Here is a 21,305-nt window from a genome sequence, read left to right on the forward strand (position 1 = left end):
CTGGGCGTGAGCGTGGCCAGCCTGGTGCACCAAGGGTGGGCGCAGGTACTGGCGCAGCTCAGCGGCCGCGAGGAGGTGGTGTTCGGCACTGTCCTGCTGGGCCGCCTGCAGGGCGGCGCAGGCGCCGAACGCGCCTTGGGCATGTTCATCAATACCTTGCCGCTGCGCGTCAGCGCGGGCGCGGCGAATGTCGCCGATGGCGTGCGCCTGACCCACCAGCGGCTGGCCAGCCTGCTGGCCCACGAACAGGCAGCCTTGGCCTTGGCCCAGCGTTGCAGCGCCGTGCCGGCTTCACAAGCACTGTTCACCAGCCTGCTTAACTTCCGCCACAGCGCACCGGCCCAGCAGGGCTTGAGCCAGGCCTGGAACGGCATCGAGCAGGTGGCGGCGGTGGAGCGCAGCAACTACCCGTTGGTGGTCAACGTAGACGATGTGGGCGATGCCATGGCACTTACCGTGCAGGCCGTGGCCCAGGTCGATGGCCAGCAGGTCTGCAGGCTGCTGGGCCATGCGCTGAGCCAACTGGCGCAGGCCCTTAAGCAGGCGCCCGGTACGCCGTTGTGGCAGGTTTCGCAGTTACCGGCGGGTGAACGCGAACGGGTGCTCGACAGCTTCAACGCGACCGTGCGCGACTATCCACGCGATCAACCGCTGCACGCCTTGTTCAGCGCACAGGCCCAGCGTGCGCCTGGTGCCTGCGCCGTGATGCATGGCGAGCAGCAATGGACGTATGCCCAGCTGGAGGGGCATGCCAACCGTCTAGCCCACCACCTGCTGGACCTGGGCGTGACGCCGGGGGGCAGCGTGGCACTGCTGTTGCCACGCAGCTTTGACCTGTTGGCGGCGCAGCTGGCCGTCAGCGCCTGCGGCGCCGTCTACGTGCCGCTGGACAGCTATGCGCCCGTGGAGCGCCAGGCCTACATGATGCAAGACAGTGGGGCCGCCGTGCTGCTGACGTTGAGCCACGAGCCCGCGCTGCCGTGTGCCGTACGTATCGACCTGGACCGCTGTGATCTCGCCGGTCAGCCGGCGCAGGCGCCGCGCCTCGAGGTTTCAGCCCAGAGCGCGGCCTACGTGATGTATACCTCCGGCTCCACCGGGGCGGCAAAGGGTGTGCAGGTGCCCCATCGGGCCATTGCCCGTTTGGTCATCAACAACGGTTTTGCGACGTTCACCGCCCAGGACCGTGTCGCCTTCGCCTCGAACCCGGCGTTCGACGCCAGCACCCTGGAAGTGTGGGCGCCGCTGCTCAATGGCGGTGCGGTGGTGGTCATCGATCAGGACCAGGTGCTGGCGCACGACAGGTTGCGCGATGCATTGCTGACCCAGCAGGTGAGTGTGTTGTGGCTCACCGCCGGCCTGTTCCATCAGTTCGCCGAAGCCTTGCTGCCGGCCTTCGCACGCCTGCGCTACCTGATGGTCGGGGGTGACGTGCTGGACCCGCACGTCGTGGCCCGGGTGCTGCGAGACGGTGCACCGGCGCACATGCTCAACGGCTACGGGCCGACCGAAGCCACCACCTTTACCACCACCTTTGAGATGACCCGTGTGGAGGCGGGCAGCCTGCCCATAGGCCGGCCGATCGGCAACACCCGTTGCTACGTGCTGGACACTCACCAGCAGCTTTTGCCCGTGGGGGCCGTCGGCGAGCTGTACATCGGCGGGGACGGTTTAGCCTTGGGTTACCTGGGCCAGCCCGCGCTGACGGCCGAGCGCTTCATCGCCGATCCGTTCAGCGGTCGGCCGCAGGATCGGCTGTACCGCAGCGGCGATCTGGTGGCCTGGCAAGCAGACGGCACCCTGCGCTACCTGGGGCGTGCCGACCAGCAGGTCAAGCTGCGTGGTTTCCGCATCGAGTTGGGTGAAATCGAGGCGCGCCTGGCCACGTGCGAAGGCGTGCGGGAAGCTGTTGTGCTGCTGCGCGAGGACCAGCCGGGCGACAAACGGTTGGTGGCCTACTTTACGGCCCACGCTACCGCGCCCCTGATCGCCGACCTGCACGCCAGTTTGCAGACGCAGTTGCCCGACTACATGCTGCCGGCCGCTTACGTCCAGCTTGAGGCATTGCCGCTCACCGCCAATGGCAAGCGTGATCGGCGTGGCTTGCCGGCGCCTGGCCTCGACGCGGTCGTGACCCGTGGCTTCGAGGCCCCGCAGGGGGAGATCGAGGTGGCCTTGGCAAGTCTCTGGGCCGAGGTGCTCAAGGTCGAGCGCGTGGGTCGGCATGATCACTTCTTCGAACTGGGCGGGCACTCGCTGCTGGCCGTGACCTTGGTTGAACGCATGCGCAAAGCCGGCCTGGGCGCCGACGTGCGTGTGCTGTTCGCCCAGCCTACCCTGGCAGCCCTGGCCGCCGCCGTGGGCCAGGACCGCGACCTGCATGTGCCTGATAACCGCGTGCCAGCGCACGCCGAGCGCATCACGCCGCAGATGCTCAGCCTGATCACGCTCGATCAGGACAGCATCGACCACATCGTGGCCAGCGTGCCTGGCGGGGCCGCCAACGTGCAGGAAATCTACCCCCTGGCCCCGCTGCAGCAAGGCATTCTGTTCCATCACCTGAGTGCCGAGCAGGGTGACCCGTACCTGCTGCAATCGCGCCTGGCCTTCGACAGCCTGGCGCATCTGCAACGCTGGGCAGCGGCGCTGCAACAGGTGATCGACCGCCACGACATTCTGCGTACGGCCGTGCTCAGTGAAGGCCTGGCGCAACCGGTGCAGGTGGTATGGCGCAAAGCGCAGATGACGGTCAGCGCCGTCGACGGGCTGGACGAGACTGACGTGCTGCAAGCCTTGCAGGCGCGTTTCGATGCCCGCCAGCAGCGCCTGGACCTGGCGCAGGCGCCGATGATGCGCCTGGTGTACGCGCCCGATCCGCGCAACCTGCGCGTGGTGGCCATTTTGCAGTTCCACCACCTGGCCCTGGACCACACGGCCATGGAGGTCATCGCCAGCGAGATGCAGGCACTGATGACCGGGCAGGGTGACACGCTGACGGCGCCGGCACCGTATCGAAACTACGTGGCCCAAGCCCTGCTCGGGGCCGACGAGGCGGGGCACGAGGCGTTCTTCCGCCAGATGCTGGGCGATGTGGACGAACCCACCTTGCCGCTGGGCCTTGCCGACGTGCAAGGCGAAGGGCACGCCATCGAGGAGGCGCGCCTGGGCGTCGATGCCCGCGTGGCCCGGGGGTTGCGTGAGCAGGCCCGTCACCTGGGCGTGAGCGTCGCCAGCCTGGCGCACCTGGCCTGGGCGCGGGTGCTGGGCGCACTGGCCAACCGCAGTGACGTGGTCTTTGGCACCGTGTTGATGGGCCGCCTGCATGGCGGCGAAGGGGCCGACCGGGCGCTGGGTGTGTTCATCAATACCTTGCCGCTGCGCATCGACCTGTCCGTGCCGCTGGTCGAGGCCGTGCGCACTGCTCACCAGCACCTGAGCGCGCTGCTGATGCACGAGCACGCGTCCCTGGCGCTGGCCCAGCGCTGCAGTGGGGTGGCCGGCTCGCTGCCGCTGTTCAGTGCCTTGTTCAACTACCGCCACAGCAGCGCCGCCGACGGCAGCCATAGCGCGGCCATGCAGGGCGTGCGTCTGCTCGGGGGCGAAGAGCGCAGCAACTATCCGCTGACCTTGAGCGTCGATGACCTGGGCGAGGGCTTTAGCCTGAGTGTGCTGGCCCAGGCGGGGATCGACGCTGGGCAAGTTGCCAGTGCCATGAATCAGGTACTGTCCGCTCTGGTGGTCACGCTTGAGCAGGTGCGTCAGCCAGGCGCAGACACCGGGGCGGGTCTGCCAGTGGCCATGCTGCCGGTGCTTGACGCTCAAGCGCAGGCGCAGCTGTTGCAGGGCTTCAACGCCACTCACAAAGCCTTCCCTCAAGGGCAAACCGTGCATGGGCTGGTCGAAGCCCAGGCGGCCCGCGCGCCGCAAACCGCTGCGCTGGTGCAGGACGGATGCGTGCTGAGCTATGGCGAACTCAACCGCAGCGCCAACCGCCTGGCGCATTACCTGATTGAGCAGGGCGTAGGCCTGGGTGATCGCGTCGCTTTGTGCTTGGCGCGCAACCCGCAGCGGCTCATTGGCCTGCTGGCCGTGCTCAAGTGCGGGGCGGCCTACGTGCCGATCGATCCAGCCTATCCCGATGAGCGTATCGCCTACCTGCTCGATGACAGCACCCCGAAAACGGTGCTGGTGGACCATGTCACCCAGGGCCGGATGGGCGCTGTGCATTGCACGGTCGTGGACCAGGACGACTGGCAGGGCGAAGCGCATTTCAACCCCTGCGTGAACGGGCTCGATGCGCACCAGCTGGCCTATGTGGTCTACACCTCCGGCTCCACCGGGCGACCGAAGGGGGTGATGGTCGAACATGCCACCCTGGCCAACCTGGTGCATTGGCACTGCGACGCCTTTGGCGTAGGCCCCGGCACCCACACCAGCACCGTTGCAGGTTTTGGCTTCGACGCCATGGCCTGGGAGGTCTGGCCGGCCCTGTGCGCCGGGGCCGTTTTGCACGTGCCGTCTGCGCACATCGGCGCCGAACACGTGGATGAGCTGATCGACTGGTGGCTGCAACAACCGCTGGCGGTTAGCTTCCTGCCTACCCCGGTGGCCGAGCAGGCGCTGCGCCGCGAGCATCAGCACCCGACTTTGCAGACCTTGCTGATCGGCGGTGACCGTCTGCGTCAGTTCGAGCGTGATCCGGGCTTCAAGGTGGTCAATAACTACGGGCCGACCGAAGCCACGGTGGTTGCCACCGCCGGGGCCCTGACCGCTGGCGCGCCGCTGCACATCGGCACGCCGATCGCCAATACCCGGGTCTACGTGCTCGATGCCCATCGCCAACTGGTGCCGCTGGGTGCGGTGGGCGAGTTGTACATTGGGGGCGCAGGGGTGGCACGCGGCTACTTCGAGCGCGAGACCTTGACCCACGAGCGCTTCCTGCCCGACCCATACAGCCCTCAAGGCAATGCTCGCATGTACCGCAGTGGTGACCTGGTGCGCTGGCGAGCGGACGGCACCCTGGAGTACCTGGGCCGCAACGACGACCAGGTCAAGGTGCGCGGCGTGCGTGTGGAACTGGGCGAAATCGAATGCACGCTGGCTGCCCAGCCAGGGGTTGGCGATGCCGTGGTGCTGGTACGTGATGACAGGCTGCTGGCCTGGTTCACCGAAACCGCGCCGGTCAACGTGGAGGCGCTGCGCCAGGCCATGTTGGCCAGCCTGCCCATGCACCTGGTGCCCCAGGCCTTTACACGCCTGGATGTGCTGCCCTTGACCAGCCACGGCAAGCTCGACCGCAGGGCGCTGCCCGAGCCTGCCGTGCTGCACCGGGCCGGCGAAGGCCATGAGCCACCACAAGGTCCTGTAGAAACCGCGCTGGCCCAGGCCTGGGCTGACTTGCTCGGGGTCGAGCAGGTGGGGCGTCACGACAACTTCTTCGAACTGGGCGGGCACTCGTTGCTGGCGGTCAACCTCACCGCGCGGCTGCGCCGCGAAGGCCTGCAGGTCGATGTCCGTACCTTGTTCGGCAAGCCGACCATCGCGGCGCTGGCCAGTACCCTGGGCCAAGCGCGCGGGGTCACGGTGCCGGCCAACCTGATCGCCCCTGGCTGCGAACAGATCACCCCGGCGATGCTGCCGTTGATCGCGCTCGATGACGGCGCCATCGCGCGCATCGTTGCCCAGGTGCCAGGGGGCACCGGCAACGTCCAGGATATCTACCCGCTGGCGCCGTTGCAGGAAGGCATCCTCTACCACCATGTCAGTGCCGACGGCCACGACCCCTATGTGCTGCAGTCACGCTTCGTTTTCGAGACTCGTGGGCACCTGGACAACTTCGTGGCGGCCTTGAACAAGGTCATTGCCCGGCACGATGTGCTGCGCACAGCCATTTTCTGGCAAGGCCTGCCCCAACCTGTGCAGGTGGTGCTGCGCCACGCTTCGCTGGCCGTGCTACCGGCACAAGACGCCGCAGGCGGGCCTCCACCGGCATTCGACCTTGGCCAGGCACCGCTGATGCGCCTGGTCGTCGGTTCGACAGGCCATGACCAGCAAGTGCAGGCCACCTTGCAGTTCCACCACATCGTGATGGACCACACGGCCATGGAGGTGGTGGCACAGGAGCTGATCGCCTACTTGCAGGGCGATGACGCGCCCGACCAGGCGCCGGTGCCTTACCGCAATTATGTGGCCCAGGCGCGCCTGGGCATGAGCCAGGCCGAGCACGAAGCGTTCTTCCGGGCGCAGCTGGGCGCGGTCGAGGAACCTACCTTGCCCTTCGGCCTGAGTGATGTGCAGGGCAATGGCCAGGCGCTGGAGGACGCCACGCTGTGGCTTGACGAGACCCTGGCCGCTCGTTTGCGCAGCCAGGCACGCCGCCTGGGCATCAGCGCCGCCAGCCTGTTCCACCTGGGCTGGGCGCGTCTGTTGAGTGCAGCCACAGGGCAGGGCACGGTGGTGTTCGGCACCGTGCTGCTGGGCCGTCTGCAGGGCGGCGAGGGTGCCGAGCGGGCCTTGGGCATGTTCATCAACACCTTGCCGCTGCGCATCGACCTGGCGGGCATGCCCGTCGAGGCCGCTGCGCGGGCGGCCCATCGCCAGCTCAGCGAACTGCTGGCCCACGAGCATGCCTCGTTGGCCCTGGCCCAACGCTGCAGTGGCGTGGCCGCGCCGCAGCCGCTGTTCAGCGCCATGCTCAACTACCGGCACAGCACCCAAGCCAGCGCCGACCAGAAAGCGGCGAGCGCAGGCATCACCATCGGCCAAAGCCAGGAACGCAGCAACTACCCCCTGGGGTTGAACGTGGACGATGTAGGCCAGGCCTTCCGCCTGGTGGCCACGACCACGCCGGCGGTGGGTGCAGCGCGCATCTGCGGGCAGATGCAGCACGTGCTGCAGGCGCTGGTGACGGCGCTTGAGCAAGCCCCTGAACGCTGCGTGCAGCACTTGCCAGTGCTGCAGGCCGCAGAGCGCGAGCGGGTACTGGCAGCGTTCAACGCCACGGCCAGGGACTACGACCTGCACCACACGCTGCACGGGCTGATCGAAGCCCAGGTGCGACGTACACCGACGGCGGTGGCGGTCAGCGCCGAGGAAGGCGCGCTCACCTTCGAACAGCTCGACGCCCAGTCCAACCGCCTGGCGCATCACCTGATCGGGCTGGGTGTGAAGCCTGATGACCGGGTGGCGATTTGCGTCGAGCGCGGTTTGTCGATGGTGGTGGGGCTGCTCGGGATCCTGAAGGCGGGCGGCGCGTATGTGCCGGTCGATCCGGACTACCCGGCAGCGCGTGTGCGCCACATGCTCACCGACAGCGAACCCGTGGCCGTGCTGGTGCATGGCGCGACCCGGCATGTACCGGAACACCCGGTCCTGATCGATCTGGATGTCCCCGTCTGGCAACATTGCCCGGCTGTCGCTCCGTCGGTGACCGGACTGACACCTCGGCATCTGGCCTATGTGATCTACACCTCAGGCTCGACCGGCTTGCCCAAGGGCGTGATGAACGAGCACGCTGGGGTGATCAACCGCCTGCTGTGGATGCAGGACGCCTACGCGCTGGGTGCCGACGACGTTGTGCTGCAGAAGACCCCGTTCAGCTTCGACGTCTCGGTCTGGGAGCTGCTGTGGCCATTGCAGACCGGTGCGAAACTGGTCATGGCCAGGCCCGGCGGGCACCGCGACCCGCAGTACCTGCAGCACGCTATTGAGGCTGAAGGCGTCAGCACGCTGCACTTTGTGCCATCGATGCTGGACGTGTTCCTCTCGGCCATCGAATCAGGCTGGTCCGCGCCTTCGCTCAAGCGTGTGGTGTGCAGCGGCGAAGCACTGCCAGGCAGCCTCGTGCGCCGCTTCCACCAGCAACAGCCGGATGTTGAGTTGCACAACCTCTACGGCCCGACCGAAGCCGCCGTGGATGTGAGTGCCTGGCACTGCGTGAGCGCACCCGACAACACCCCAATCGGCAAGCCCATCGCCAACACCACCCTGTACGTGCTGGACGAGCAAGGCCAGCCGGTACCGCAGGGCGTGGCCGGCGAGCTGTACATCGGTGGCGTGCAGGTCGCCCGCGGTTACCTGAACCGGCCCGAACTGACCGCCGAGCGCTTCCTGGATGACCCGTTCGGTCAGCGCCCAGGCGGGCGGCTGTACCGCACCGGGGACCTGGCGCGGCACCTGCCGGACGGTAACCTCGAATACCTGGGCCGTAACGACGACCAGGTGAAGTTGCGCGGGCTGCGTATCGAACTGGGTGAAATCCAAGCGGCCATGACGGCTGTCGCGGGCATCAAGGAGGCCGTGGTCATCGCCCGCGACCAGCGCTTGATTGCCTACTACACCGGCGCTCAACAACCGGTGGACGCGCTTCGCACGGCCTTGCTGCACGTATTGCCGGACTTCATGGTACCGGCGCTGTTCATGCACCTTCAGGCCTTGCCGCTGAGCCCCAACGGCAAGCTCGACCGCAAAGCATTGCCCGAACCCGACGCACTGCCGGAGCGCCCGTTCGAAGCCGCCGAAGGGCCGACCGAGACCCTGATGGCTGCACTGTGGTGCGAGCTGCTTGAGGTGGAGCGGGTAGGGCGGCACGACAACTTCTTCGAGCTGGGCGGGCACTCGCTGCTGGCCGTCACCCTGACTTCAAGGTTGCGCGAAGCGGGCCTTGAAGCCGACGTGCGGGCCCTGTTCGACCAACCGACACTGGCAGGCTACGCAGCCATCACAGACAGAATGGAGATCGTCCTGTGAGCATCAACCAATTACTGGCCACACTGGCCGACCACGACGTGCAGCTGGCGCTCAAGGATGGCCAACTGGTGGTGCAGGGCAACCGGCAGGCACTGACCGACGGCGCCCTGGTGGCCCAGTTGCGGGCCCACAAACCGGCGCTGGTGAGCCTGATCGAACGCGGCGAATACGTGGCTCGCAAGCACGGCCCGGTGGCGGTGCCACCCAACCTCATCGCACCTGGGAGCACGCACATCAGTGCAGCGATGCTCAACCTGGTGACCCTGGACCAGGCCGCCGTGGACCAGGTGGTCGCTGCCATCCCGGGCGGGGCGCCCAACGTGCAGGACATCTACCCGTTGGCGCCCCTGCAGCAGGGCATGCTGTTCCACCATGCCCGCGCCGAAGGCCACGACCCGTATGTGATGCAAGCGCGCTTCGCCTTTGCCAGCCAGGCACGTTTCGACGCCTTCGCGCAGGCGCTGCGCGGCGTCATCGCCCGCCATGACATCCTGCGCACGTCGGTACACTGGGAAGGCTTGGCCCAACCTCTGCAGGTGGTCTGGCGGCACGCTGAGCTCGCGGTGCTGACGCTGGCGGACCCGGCGACCGACCGGGACTGGATCGACTTGACCCAGGCACCCCTGATTCGCCTGCTGCGCGAGCCCGCTCAGGCAGATGGCACGTTACACGCCACCTTGCAGTTCCATCACATCGCCCTGGACCACAGTGCACTGGACGTGGTCCGGCAGGAGCTGATCGCCTTTCTGACCGGCAACGGCGCGCAGCTCGGGGCCGCGGTACCGTTTCGTGACTACGTGGCTCAAGCCGTGCTTGGGGTCAGCGAGGCCGAGCACGAAGCCTTCTTCCGCGACATGCTGGGCGACATCGACGAGCCGACCCTGGCCTACGGGCTTGCCCAGGTACAGGGTGGCGACTCGGTGCATGAGGAGCATCAACTCGACTTGCCGCTGGCGCTGTGTCAGGGTTTGCGCAGCCATGCACGCACCCTGGGGGTAAGCGTTGCCAGCCTGTTCCACCTGGCCTGGGGGCGCGTGCTGGGCGGGCTGACCGGGCGCGATCAGGTCGTGTTCGGCACGGTGCTGATGGGGCGCCTGCTCGGCGCGCAAGGCACCGACCGGGCCCTGGGCATCTTCATCAACACCTTGCCATTGCGGGTGGACCTGGCGGCGGCGAACCTTGAAGGCGCTATCCATGCGACCCACAAGCGCCTGACCGCCTTGATGCGCCATGAACACGCGCCACTGGCCCTGGCCCAACGGTGCAGTGGCGTGGCCGCACCTGCGCCGCTGTTCAACAGCCTGCTCAATTACCGGCACAGCGCTGTCGGCCCGGCTGAGCCGCGCCGGGCAGCGTTGGCCGGCATCGACATCATCGACTCGGTAGAAGCCACCAACTACCCGCTGACCTTGAGTATCGACGACCTGGGTGAGGGGTTGCGCCTGACCTTGCTTGCCGACGCCCAGGTACCGGCGCAACGTGTCTGCGCCTATCTACGGCAGACCCTGGAGAGCCTGTTGCACGCGCCGCAGGCGGCGGTACTCGACCTGCCCATGTTGCCTGTCGCCGAGCGTCAATGGCTGCTGGACACCTTCAATGCCTCCCACGCCGATTATGACGAGCAGCATACGCTGCACCAGCGTATCGAGCAGCGCGCCCAGCATAGCCCTGATGAGGTGGCGGCGACCTTTGGCGAACGGCAGTTGAGCTACGGCCAACTCAACCGCCAGGCCAATGCCCTGGCGCATCACCTGATCGCCCTGGGGGTGCAACCGGATGACCGCGTGGCGGTGCTTGCCCGGCGCGGCCTGGAAACGCTGGTGGGCTTGCTGGCAGTGCTCAAGGCAGGCGCAGGCTATGTGCCTGTCGATGCTGCCCACCCGGACGAGCGGGTGCGCTACCTGCTCGAAGACAGCGCCCCGGTGGCGCTGCTGACCCAACGGGCGCTGCTGCCACGGGTCGGTCATAGCGCACGGCCGGTGCTGCTGCTGGACCAGCCCGACTGGCCGGCCCGGGACGACGATCCTGTCGTCAAAACCCTCACCCCTCGGCACCTGGCCTATGTGATCTACACCTCGGGCTCGACCGGTGAGCCCAAAGGGGTAATGGTCGAGCACCTGACGGTGAACAACCTGGTGGACTGGCATTGCCGCGCTTTCGGCCTGGCCCCGGGCCGGCATACCTCAAGCCTTGCCGGGTTCGGCTTCGATGCAATGGCCTGGGAGATCTGGCCGGCACTGTGCGCCGGCGCAACCGTGCACCTGGCCCCGACGAGCGGCGCCAGTGATGACCTGGACGCCATGCTCGCCTGGTGGCAGGCGCAGCCGCTGGATGTGAGCTTTTTGCCCACGCCTGTGGCCGAATATGCCTTCAATCATCACCTGGAACATCCCACGCTGCGCACCCTGCTGATTGGCGGTGACCGCTTGCGCCAGTTCAACCGAACTCAACGCTTTACCGTGGTGAACAACTATGGCCCCACCGAAACCACGGTCGTGGCAAGCTCCGGCGCCGTGCACGCCGGCTGCGCCTTGCACATCGGCAAACCGGTGGACAACGCCCGGTTGTACGTGCTCGATGCGCGCCTGCAACCGGTGCCGCTGGGCGTACCTGGCGAGCTGTACATCGGGGGTGCCGGGGTTGCCCGTGGTTACCTGAACCGCCCGCAACTGACGGCAGAGCGCTTCGTGCAAGACCCGTTCGCGACCTCGGCCAGTGCCCGCATGTACCGCTCGGGCGATCTGGTGCGCTGGCTTGCCGACGGCTCGCTGGAGTACCTGGGTCGCAACGATGACCAGGTCAAGATCCGCGGCTTGCGCATCGAACCCGGTGAGATCGAGAGCCGCCTGGCGGCCTTGGCAGGTATCGACGAAGCAGTGGTCATCGCTCGCGAAGATCAGCCGGGGCACCCGCGCTTGGTGGCTTATTACACGGTCAGGCCCGACGTGGCCCCGCTCGAACCTGAAGGCCTGCGCGCCCAATTGCAGGCCCACCTGCCCGAGTACATGGTGCCGGTAGCCTTCGTCGCCTTGCCAGCGCTGCCCCTGACCGCCAACGGTAAGCTCGACCGCCGCGCACTGCCGGCACCGGAGCGCACAGCGCTCTTCGAGGTGGGTTTCGAAGCGCCAGTGGGTGAACTCGAACAGGCCCTGGCCCAACTGTGGGCCGAGTTGCTGCACGTGGAGCGGGTCGGGCGGCATGATGATTTCTTCCGCCTGGGTGGGCATTCATTGTTGGCCATGCGCATGGTGTCCCAAGTGCGCGTACGCCTGGGGGCTGAACTGAGCCTGGCAGCATTGTTTGCCGCGGCACAATTGACCAGCGTGGCCAGGCACCTGGAGCAGGCTGGGCGCAGCGAGGTGCCGCCTATCGTGGCCGCAGCACCAGGGCAGGCCTTGCCCATGTCCTACGCCCAGCAGCGCCTGTGGTTCCTGGCCCAGCTGGAGGGTGGCAGCCAGGCCTACAACGTCCCCCTGGCCCTTGGCCTGCGCGGTAGGTTGGATGTCGATGCGCTGGAAGCAGCCCTGCTGCGCCTGCTGGAGCGCCACCCGGTGCTGCGCAGCCAGTTCAAGGCCGTGGCTGACAGCGCCGAAGTGGTCATTTGCCCGGTGCCGCAGACAGGCTGGTTGCAACGCGAAGCAGTGACGCCCGCCGCGTTGCCCGCCCGGCTTCAGGCGCTTGCCCGAACCCCCTTCGACTTGGCCTGCGGGCCCCTGGTGCAGGCGCATGTGCTGCGCTTGGACGAGCAGCATCACGTACTGGCCATGACCGTGCACCATATCGTGGCCGATGGCTGGTCCCTGGGCGTGATGACCCACGAGTTGAACCTGCTCTACGCCGCATTGCGTGAGGGCCGGGAGGACCCGCTGCCCGCACTGGCCCTGCAGTACACCGATTACGCCGTGTGGCAGCGTCGATGGCTGACGGGTGAACGCCTGCAACAGCAGCTCGATTACTGGCACCAGACGCTGGAGGGCGCGCCGACGCTGATCAACCTGCCCACCGACCGGCAACGCCCGACGCGGCAGGACCTGGCCGGTGCCAGCGTGCCGGTGCACCTGTCGCCGCGTCTCTCGGCGGCACTGCGCACCTTGGCCCATCAGCACGGTGCGACGGTGTACATGACGGTGCTGGCCGCATGGTCAGCACTGCTGGCGCGCCTGTCCGGCCAGTCCGAAGTGGTGGTCGGCTGCCCGGTCGCAGGACGAGGGCGTGCCGAACTCGAACCCTTGGTCGGGCTGTTCGTCAATACGCTGGCCCTGCGCATCGACCCAAGCGCAGCACCGACCGCGCACGCCTTGATAGGCCAGGTACGCGACCGGGTTCTGCAGGCCCAGGCCCACCAGGACGTGCCGTTCGAACACGTGGTGGAAGTGCTGCGCCCTGCGCGCAGCCTGAGCCATACGCCCGTGTTCCAGGTCAGCTTGAACTGGCAGGCGACCGAGGGCGCCGCGCTGACGCTAACAGGTTTGCAACTGGAGGCCGTCAACCAGGCCAGCGCTGTGGCCAAGTTCGACCTGACCTTGAACCTGGGGGAACAGGGCGACTGCCTGATTGGCAGCCTGGACTACGCCACTGCGCTGTTCGATGAGGCGACGGTGCGCCGCCACCTGGGTTACTTCGAGCGGCTGCTCTGGGCGATGACGGCCAATGACCAGCAACCGTTGGCCCAGGTAGACCTGTTGGACGCGTCCGAGCGTGATCATCTGCTGTATGCGCTTAACCAGACACACACTGCCTGTCCCCGCGCGTGCAGCGTGACGCATCTGTTCGAGCGACGCGCGGCCGAGCATCCCGCCGCCATCGCCGCGGTGCATGGCGAGCACGTCCTGGGTTATGGCGAGCTCAACCGGCAGGCCAACCGCCTGGCACGCTACCTGATTGCCCAAGGCGTCAAGCCCGATGCGCAGGTGGCGCTGCTGTTGCCGCGCTCCTTCTCCTTGCTGGTGGCCCAGTTGGCCGTGCTCAAGTGTGCGGCCAGCTATGTGCCGCTTGACCTGCATGCACCTGCCGAGCGCCAGGCGTTCATGGTGCAGGACTGCCAGGCCAGCCTCGTGCTGACAGTGGCCACGGTCAATGCACCCCTGGGCCCACGTCGCATCGACCTGGATACCTTGCAGCTTGCACACGGGTCTGGTGATGACCTGGGCCTGGCACCGGCCGCCGACAGCACTGCCTACGTGATGTACACCTCCGGCACGACCGGTCAGCCAAAGGGCGTGTGCGTCCCGCACCGTGGCATCGTGCGCCTGGTGGTGGACAACGGCTATGTCGAACTGGGCTCCAATGACCGCCTGGGCCTCGCCTCCAACCCGGCGTTCGATGCCAGCACCTTCGAGGTCTGGGGCGCGTTGCTCAACGGCGGCCAGGTGCATGTGATCGACCACGCCACGCTGGTCGACCCTGAGCGTTTCGCCTGCGCGCTGCAGGACCAGGCCATCACGGTGCTGTTCCTGACCACCGCGCTGTTCAACCAGTACGTACAGCTGATGCCCCAGGCCCTGGCCGGGCTGCGGGTGCTGATCAGCGGCGGGGAGCGGGCCGAGCCGGCTGCGTTCCGCGCGCTCCTGGCCCAAGCACCTGGCCTGCGCCTGATCAATGGCTATGGCCCTACCGAGACCACCACCTTTGCCGTCACCTGCGAAGTTCAGGCCCTGGCGCCGGATGCAAACCAGGTCCCCATTGGCCGCCCCATCGGCAATACCCAGGTGTATGTGCTGGATGCGTGGCAGCGCCCGGTGCCACAGGGCGTGGTCGGTGAATTGTATGTCGGCGGTGACGGTGTGGCCCTGGGTTATCTGAATCGGCCCGACCTGACCGAACAGCGCTTTGTCCAAGACCCGTTCGGCCAGCAGGCGGGGGCGCGTCTTTATCGCACGGGCGACCTGGTGCGCTGGAATGCCGACGGTCAGCTCGAATGCCTGGGGCGTAACGATGATCAGGTGAAAATCCGCGGTTTCCGTATTGAGCCTGGCGAAATCGAGCAAGTGCTGGCTCAGGCACCCGGCATCGGCGAGGTGTTGGTCATGGCCATGGAGCAGGCCCACGGGCCTCACCGATTGGTCGCCTGGTACACACGCCGTAGCGAGGACCTCGATGGCACGGGTCTTCGCGATTACCTGCGCGCCCGACTACCCGATTACATGGTGCCGTCGGCGTTCGTGCCCCTGGTGCGGATGCCGCTGAACAACAACGGCAAGATCGATCGTATGGCGCTGCCGGCCCCGGGGGTGCAGGATCTGTCGACAGTGGTGTTCGAGGCCCCTCGGGCTGGGCTTGAGGCTGACCTGGCGCGTATCTGGGCCGATCTGCTTGGGCTCAACACCATCGGCCGGCAGGACCGTTTCTTCGAGCAGGGCGGGCACTCCTTGCTGGCCATGCGCATGCTGGCCCAGGTACGCGAACAGATGGGCTGCGAACTGGCGTTGGCCGACCTGTTCGCCGACGACTGCCTGGCTGCAGTGGCGGCCACCTTGCAAGCCAACGTGCAGGCCTTGCCGGCCCTGGAACCGATGCCGCGTGAAGAGCGCCTGCCGCTTTCCCTGGCCCAGCAGCGCCTGTGGTTCCTGACCCAGATGGCTGAAGCCAGTGCTGCCTATCACATTCCGGTGGCGCTGCACCTGGAAGGGCGCCTGCACCGTCAGGCGCTAGAGCGCAGCCTGCGTGCGCTGGTGGCCCGTCATGAAAGCCTGCGCAGCCGATTCCATGAGCATGACGGTGAACCGTATGTGGCGCTGGCAACCGATACAGAGGCGTTCACCGTGCAGTGGCACCGGGCCTGCGGGCTGGATTCGCCTGGTCTGCAAGCATGGGCCCGTGCCGAGGTCGCGCGGCCCTTTGCTCTGGACCAGGACCTGCCGATACGCGCTCACGTGCTGGACCTCGGTGATGACCGCCACGCGCTGCTACTGGTCGTTCACCACCTGGTGGCGGATGGCTGGTCCCTGGGCATTCTGATCGGCGAGCTCGCGGCGCTCTACCAGGCTTTCGCTACGCACGCCCCCAACCCGCTGCCCGCGCTCAGGGTGCAGTACCTCGATTATGCCCAGTGGCAGCAGCGCTGGCTCAACGGTTCGGCGCTGGATGCCCAAGCCGACTACTGGCGCAAGCAGCTCCACGGCTCGCCCGCGCTGCTCAGCCTGCCATGGGACCGGCCTCGTCCGGAGCGCCAGCAATACGCGGGCGACAGCGTCCAGGTCCAGCTCGACCTGCCGTCCAGTGAAGCCCTCAAAGCCGTGTGCACGCGCCATGGCGTCACGCCTTTCATGCTGTTCACGGCAGCGTGGGCAGCGCTGCTCGCTCGCCTGTCCGGGCAGCAGGATGTGGTCATCGGCTCGCCGGTCGCCAATCGACGGCAGAGCCAGGTCCAGGGGATGGTGGGCATGTTCGTCAATGCCCTGGCCTTGCGCCTGGACCTGTCGGGCCGCCCGCCGGTATCTGCGCTGCTGGCGCAGGCCAAAGCCGTGGTGCTGGAGGCCCAGGCCCATCAGGATGTTCCGTTCGAACAGGTGGTGGAGCTATTGCGCCCGCGGCGAAGCCTTGGGCATACGCCGCTGTATCAGGCAACGCTGGACTGGGACGCCAACGCCGGGCATCGGGCCCCTGCGTTTGCAGACTTGCATGTCAGCGCCATGGCTGCCGAGGCCGAAGTGGCCAAGTTCGATTTGAGCTTGAGCATGGGTGAGCGGGCCGGCTGCTTTGCCGGTGGCATCGTGTATGCCACCGCGCTGTTCAACCGCGCCACAATCGAACGCTTCGCCGGTTACCTGCAGCGCGTCCTGCAAGCCTTTGCGACCAGCGACCAGGCCATCGTCGCGGACATCGACCTGCTGGCTGGCGAAGAACGCGAGCGGGTGCTGCACGCCTTCAATGCGACCGGCACCGACCATGTCCTTGGCTGTACCCTGCACGCGCTGGTCGAGGCCAAGGCGCAGCGCACCCCGCAGGCTGTCGCCGTCAGCGCCGAGGAGGGCGAGCTGACCTTCGAGCAGCTCAACGCCCAGGCCAATCGCCTGGCTCACCACCTCATCGCGCTGGGCGTGATGCCCGATGATCGCGTGGCGATCTGCGTTGAACGCAGTTTGTCGATGATGGTGGGGCTGCTCGGAATCCTGAAGGCGGGCGGCGCGTATGTGCCGGTCGATCCGGACTACCCGGCAGAGCGTATTCGCCACATGCTCACCGACAGCGACCCGGTGGCGGTGTTGGTGCACGCGGCGACCCGGCATGTGCCCGAGCACGGCGTCGTGATCGATCTGGACGCGCCGTTGAGCCTTGAACTGCCTGCCACCAACCCGGAAGTGCCGGGGCTCACCCCGCAGCACCTGGCGTACGTCATCTATACATCAGGCTCAACCGGCTTGCCCAAGGGCGTGATGAACGAGCATGCCGGCGTGGTCAACCGCCTGCTGTGGATGCAGGACGCCTATGCGCTGGGTGCTGACGACGTTTTACTGCAGAAGACCCCGTTCAGCTTCGACGTTTCGGTCTGGGAGCTGCTGTGGCCATTGCAGACCGGTGCGAAACTGGTCATGGCCCGGCCCGGCGGGCACCGCGACCCGCAGTACCTGCAGCGCGCTATTGAGGCTGAAGGCGTCAGCACGCTGCACTTTGTGCCGTCGATGCTGGACGTGTTCCTCTCGGCCATCGAATCAGGCTGGTCCGCGCCTTCACTCAAGCGTGTGGTGTGCAGCGGCGAAGCACTGCCAGGCAGCCTCGTGCGCCGCTTCCACCAGCAACTGCCGGGCGTTGAGTTGCACAACCTCTACGGCCCGACCGAAGCCGCCGTGGATGTGAGTGCCTGGCACTGCGTGAGCGCACCCGACAACACCCCAATCGGCAAGCCCATCGCCAACACCACCCTGTACGTGCTGGACGAGCAAGGCCAGCCGGTACCGCAGGGCGTGGCAGGCGAGCTGTACATCGGTGGCGTGCAGGTCGCCCGCGGTTACCTGAACCGGCCCGAACTGACCGCCGAGCGCTTCCTCGATGACCCGTTCGGTCAGCGCCCAGGCGGGCGGCTGTACCGCACCGGGGACCTGGCGCGGCACCTGCCGGACGGCAACCTTGAATACCTGGGGCGTAACGACGATCAGGTCAAGCTTCATGGCCTGCGTATCGAGCTGGGTGAAATTCAGGCGGCGATGACGGCCGTGGACACCGTCAAGGAAGCGGTCGTGCTCGCCTGCGACCAGCACCTGGTAGCGTACTACACGGGCCAGCGTCTCATCCCCGAGGCGCTGCGGGCCGTCTTGATGGCGCGCTTGCCAGCGTTCATGGTTCCGTCGCACTTCATCCACCTGGCCGCGCTTCCGCTCGGCCCTAACGGCAAGCTTGACCGCAAGGCGTTGCCAGCGCCCGAGGTGCAGCAGCGCCCGTTCGAAGCCCCTTGCGGGGACGTCGAGCAGCTTGTCGCGAGCCTTTGGTGCGAGTTGCTCGACGTCGATGAGGTGGGCCGCCATGACAACTTCTTCGAGTTGGGCGGTCACTCGCTGGCGGCCATTCGCCTGGTGGACCGCCTGCGCAAGGCCGGGGTACCCGTTGCGCTCACTGACGTCTTCCAGCGTCCGAGCGTGGCGTTGCTGGCCAAGCAGGTGGATAGGCAAGCGCCAGCGGTAGCGACCGTGATCACGGTCCGGCCGGGTTCTGCCCAGGCGCCGCTGTTCCTTGTGCATGAATTTTCCGGGCTGGACTTCTACTTCCCTGTGCTTGCCCACCAGGTGGGAGGCGACTTTGCCATCTACGGCCTGCCGGGATTACCCAGCGATGCCCCACAGCCACGCACGCTGGAATGTCTGGCGCGCTACCAGATCACGCAGATGCGCACCGTGCAACCCCACGGGCCCTACCGTCTGGCCGGGTGGTCATTCGGCGGTGTGCTGGCCATGGAAATGGCCAATCAACTGCGCGGCGTTGACGAGCAGGTGGCATTCATCGGTTTGATCGACACCTACGCACCGCGCTTGGCCGACCAAGGCAAGGCACGCTGGGAGGGCCCGTATGCCTTGGAGCGGCAGTTGCTGCTCAACTGCACGGCGTACTGGCAAACCAAGGGCGAGGCAGGCCGCGCCAAGCGGGCGCTGCTCGCGCGCCTGGAGCAGGACCAGGCCGACTTTGCGACCTTGCTGGCAAGCTGCCGTGAGCACGAGGTGCTCTACGGCCTGTGGGCCAGCATGACGGACGCCGACCTGCGGCATTATTTCTGCCGAGAGCTTGCCCATGGCCATGCCCTGGCCCATTACCGCCCAGCGCCGGTGGATGTGCCGGTGCACCTGCTCTGCGCCGCGCAGGCTGACGAGGCGCCTGAGGGCCTTGGCTGGCGCACGGCGTTGCCGACCCAGGTGCTGGTGACGCACACCGTTCCGGGGGATCACCGCAGCTTGATGCAAGCGCCCCATGTGACGACCGTTGGCCAGGTGCTGACGCAGGCGCTGGCGTGTGCTGCTGCCCCGGCTGTACCACCGCCCTTGGCCCCCGTGGCTATTCAGACCGGCGCTGCCGGGCACACGCCCGTGTTCTGCGTAGCCGGTGCCGGCGACAGTGTGACCAGCTTCATCGGCCTGGCCGAGGCGTTGGGCCCGCAGTGGCCCGTGCAAGGCTTGCAGGCCCGAGGCCTGGATGGCCTGTCGCTGCCGCACACCTGCGTCGAGGCTGCGGCGGCCTGGCATGTGCAGGCTATCGAAGCGGTCTATCCCGAGGGCCCGCTGAACCTGGTGGGGCATTCGTTCGGAGGCTGGGTGGCCCATGCCATGGCCGCGCGCTTGCAGGCCAAAGGGCGTCAAGTGCGCTCCTTGACGTTGATCGACAGCGAGGGCCCAGGCCCAGGGAGCACCTGCGGCCAGCCCCATACCTTCAGCCAGACGCTGCTGCGCCTGATCGAAGCGCTGGAAATGTCCACCGGCAAACCCCTTGGTCTGGACCGGGTGGCGTTTGCACAAGCCAGCGACGACCAGCAACAGCAGCAACTGCACACGGCCATGGTGCGGGCAGGGCTGATGCCCGCCAGATCCAGTGCGCGTGCGCTCGACGGCACGGTGCGCACTTTCGGTGCTGCGCTGCGCACGCCTTACCATCCAGAGCTGCCGTACACCGGCCCGGCAGGGCTGGTGCTGGTGGACGACCCGGGGCTGGACGCCGAAGGCAACGCTGCCGAGCACCGTCTCATGCAGCAGCGCTGGCAACAGTTGCTGCCTGGGCTGAAGGTATGGAAGGCGCCCGGCGATCATTTCAGCATCCTCAAGGTGCCCCATGTGTTCAGCCTGGCAGCGTGGTGGCATGACGGTCAGGCGCTTGCGCAGGCCCAGGTCGTTCAATAGCCGGTTACCTGGCGGCCGGTGGGCGAGCCCGCCGCTGCCAGGTCTCGGTGCAGTCTTGTCAAACAAAGGAATTACGCGTGTCCATGGACAAAACCAAACTGCGCAAATGGGGCATCGGGCTGGGCATTGCCGTGGTAGCGGGCATTGGCCTGTATGCGGTCCAGGCCCCGGCCAAGGCACCGCAGTACATCACCGCCCAGGTCGAGCGTGCCGACATCGAGAATGCGGTACTGGCCACCGGCGTGCTCGAAGGGATCAAACAGGTGGATGTGGGCGCCCAGGTTTCCGGTCAGCTGAAATCGCTCAAGGTGAAGCTGGGCGACAAGGTCACCGAAGGCCAGTGGCTGGCCGAGATAGACCCGCTGGTGCTACGCAACACCCTGCGCCAAGCGGAGGTGGACGAGCAGAAACTGCAGGCCCAACGGCGCTCGACCCTGGCCCAGCTCAAGCAGGCCAAAGGGGTCTATGAACGCTATCGAGAACTGCAAATCGATGCCTCGGTCTCGCGTCAGGAATATGAAAAGGCCGAGGCCGACTATCAGGTCCAGCAGGCTGCCGTGGGCTCGCTCGATGCGCAGATCCGCAGCGCTCAGGTGGAAATTGACACGGCCCGGGTCAACCTGGGCTATACCCGCATCAACGCGCCGATCACAGGCCACGTGGTGGGCATCGTTACTCAGGAAGGGCAGACGGTGATCGCCAACCAGCTGGCCCCGGTGCTGCTCAAGCTGGCCAACCTGGACACCATGACCGTCAAGGCGCAGGTCTCGGAAGCGGATGTGATTCACATCACGCCGGGCCAGGCGGTGTATTTCACCATCCTGGGGGAAGACAAACGCTACTACGCCAAGCTGCGCGGCACCGAGCCTGCCCCACAGCACTACGCCCAGAGTAGCGACAAGGCAGAGGGCGGGGCCGGCAAGCCAACTGGCGCGGTGTTCTACAACGCCCTGTTCGAGGTGCCCAACCCGGACCACCGCCTGCGCATCGCCATGACTGCGCAAGTGCACATCGTGCTCGATACCGCGCAAAAGGTTCTGACCGTGCCGGTGGCGGCACTGGGTGGGCGCGAGGCGGACGGCCGCTTCGCCGTGCGGGTGCTCGACGACAAGGGCTTCGCCGAGCAGCGCAAGGTGGTGGTGGGGATCAACAATAATGTTCGGGTACAGATCGAGCAGGGCCTCGACGAAGGTGACCGGGTGGTGATTGGCGAGCCGATTACCGGCGATTCGGGAGCCTGAG

The 21,305-nt window shown here is 66.8% G+C and carries 3 protein-coding genes (1 of these 3 running past the window's edge); all 3 read left to right on the plus strand.

Annotated features, from left to right (window positions below; genetic code table 11):
* Positions 1-8,748 carry the final stretch of a non-ribosomal peptide synthase/polyketide synthase gene (locus tag NMB38_RS10835; RefSeq protein WP_494355074.1) on the plus strand. It extends 13,605 nt beyond the left edge of the window, so the window shows 8,748 of its 22,353 coding nt (coding positions 13,606-22,353); its start codon lies off the left edge, out of view; it ends in the stop codon at positions 8,746-8,748.
* Positions 8,745-20,063 carry an amino acid adenylation domain-containing protein gene (locus NMB38_RS10840; RefSeq protein ID WP_494355075.1) on the plus strand — a complete coding sequence of 3,773 codons (11,319 nt, stop codon included), beginning with the start codon at positions 8,745-8,747 and terminating at the stop codon, positions 20,061-20,063. Before NMB38_RS10835 ends, NMB38_RS10840 begins: the two co-directional genes overlap by 4 nt.
* Positions 20,064-20,146: 83 nt before the next feature.
* Complete coding sequence (gene macA, locus NMB38_RS10845; protein ID WP_027915637.1) at positions 20,147-21,304, plus strand: macrolide transporter subunit MacA; 1,158 nt, start codon at positions 20,147-20,149, stop codon at positions 21,302-21,304.
* Position 21,305 lies beyond the last annotated feature (1 nt).

The sequence above is a fragment of the Pseudomonas sp. FBCC-B35 genome, from assembly GCF_059133755.1.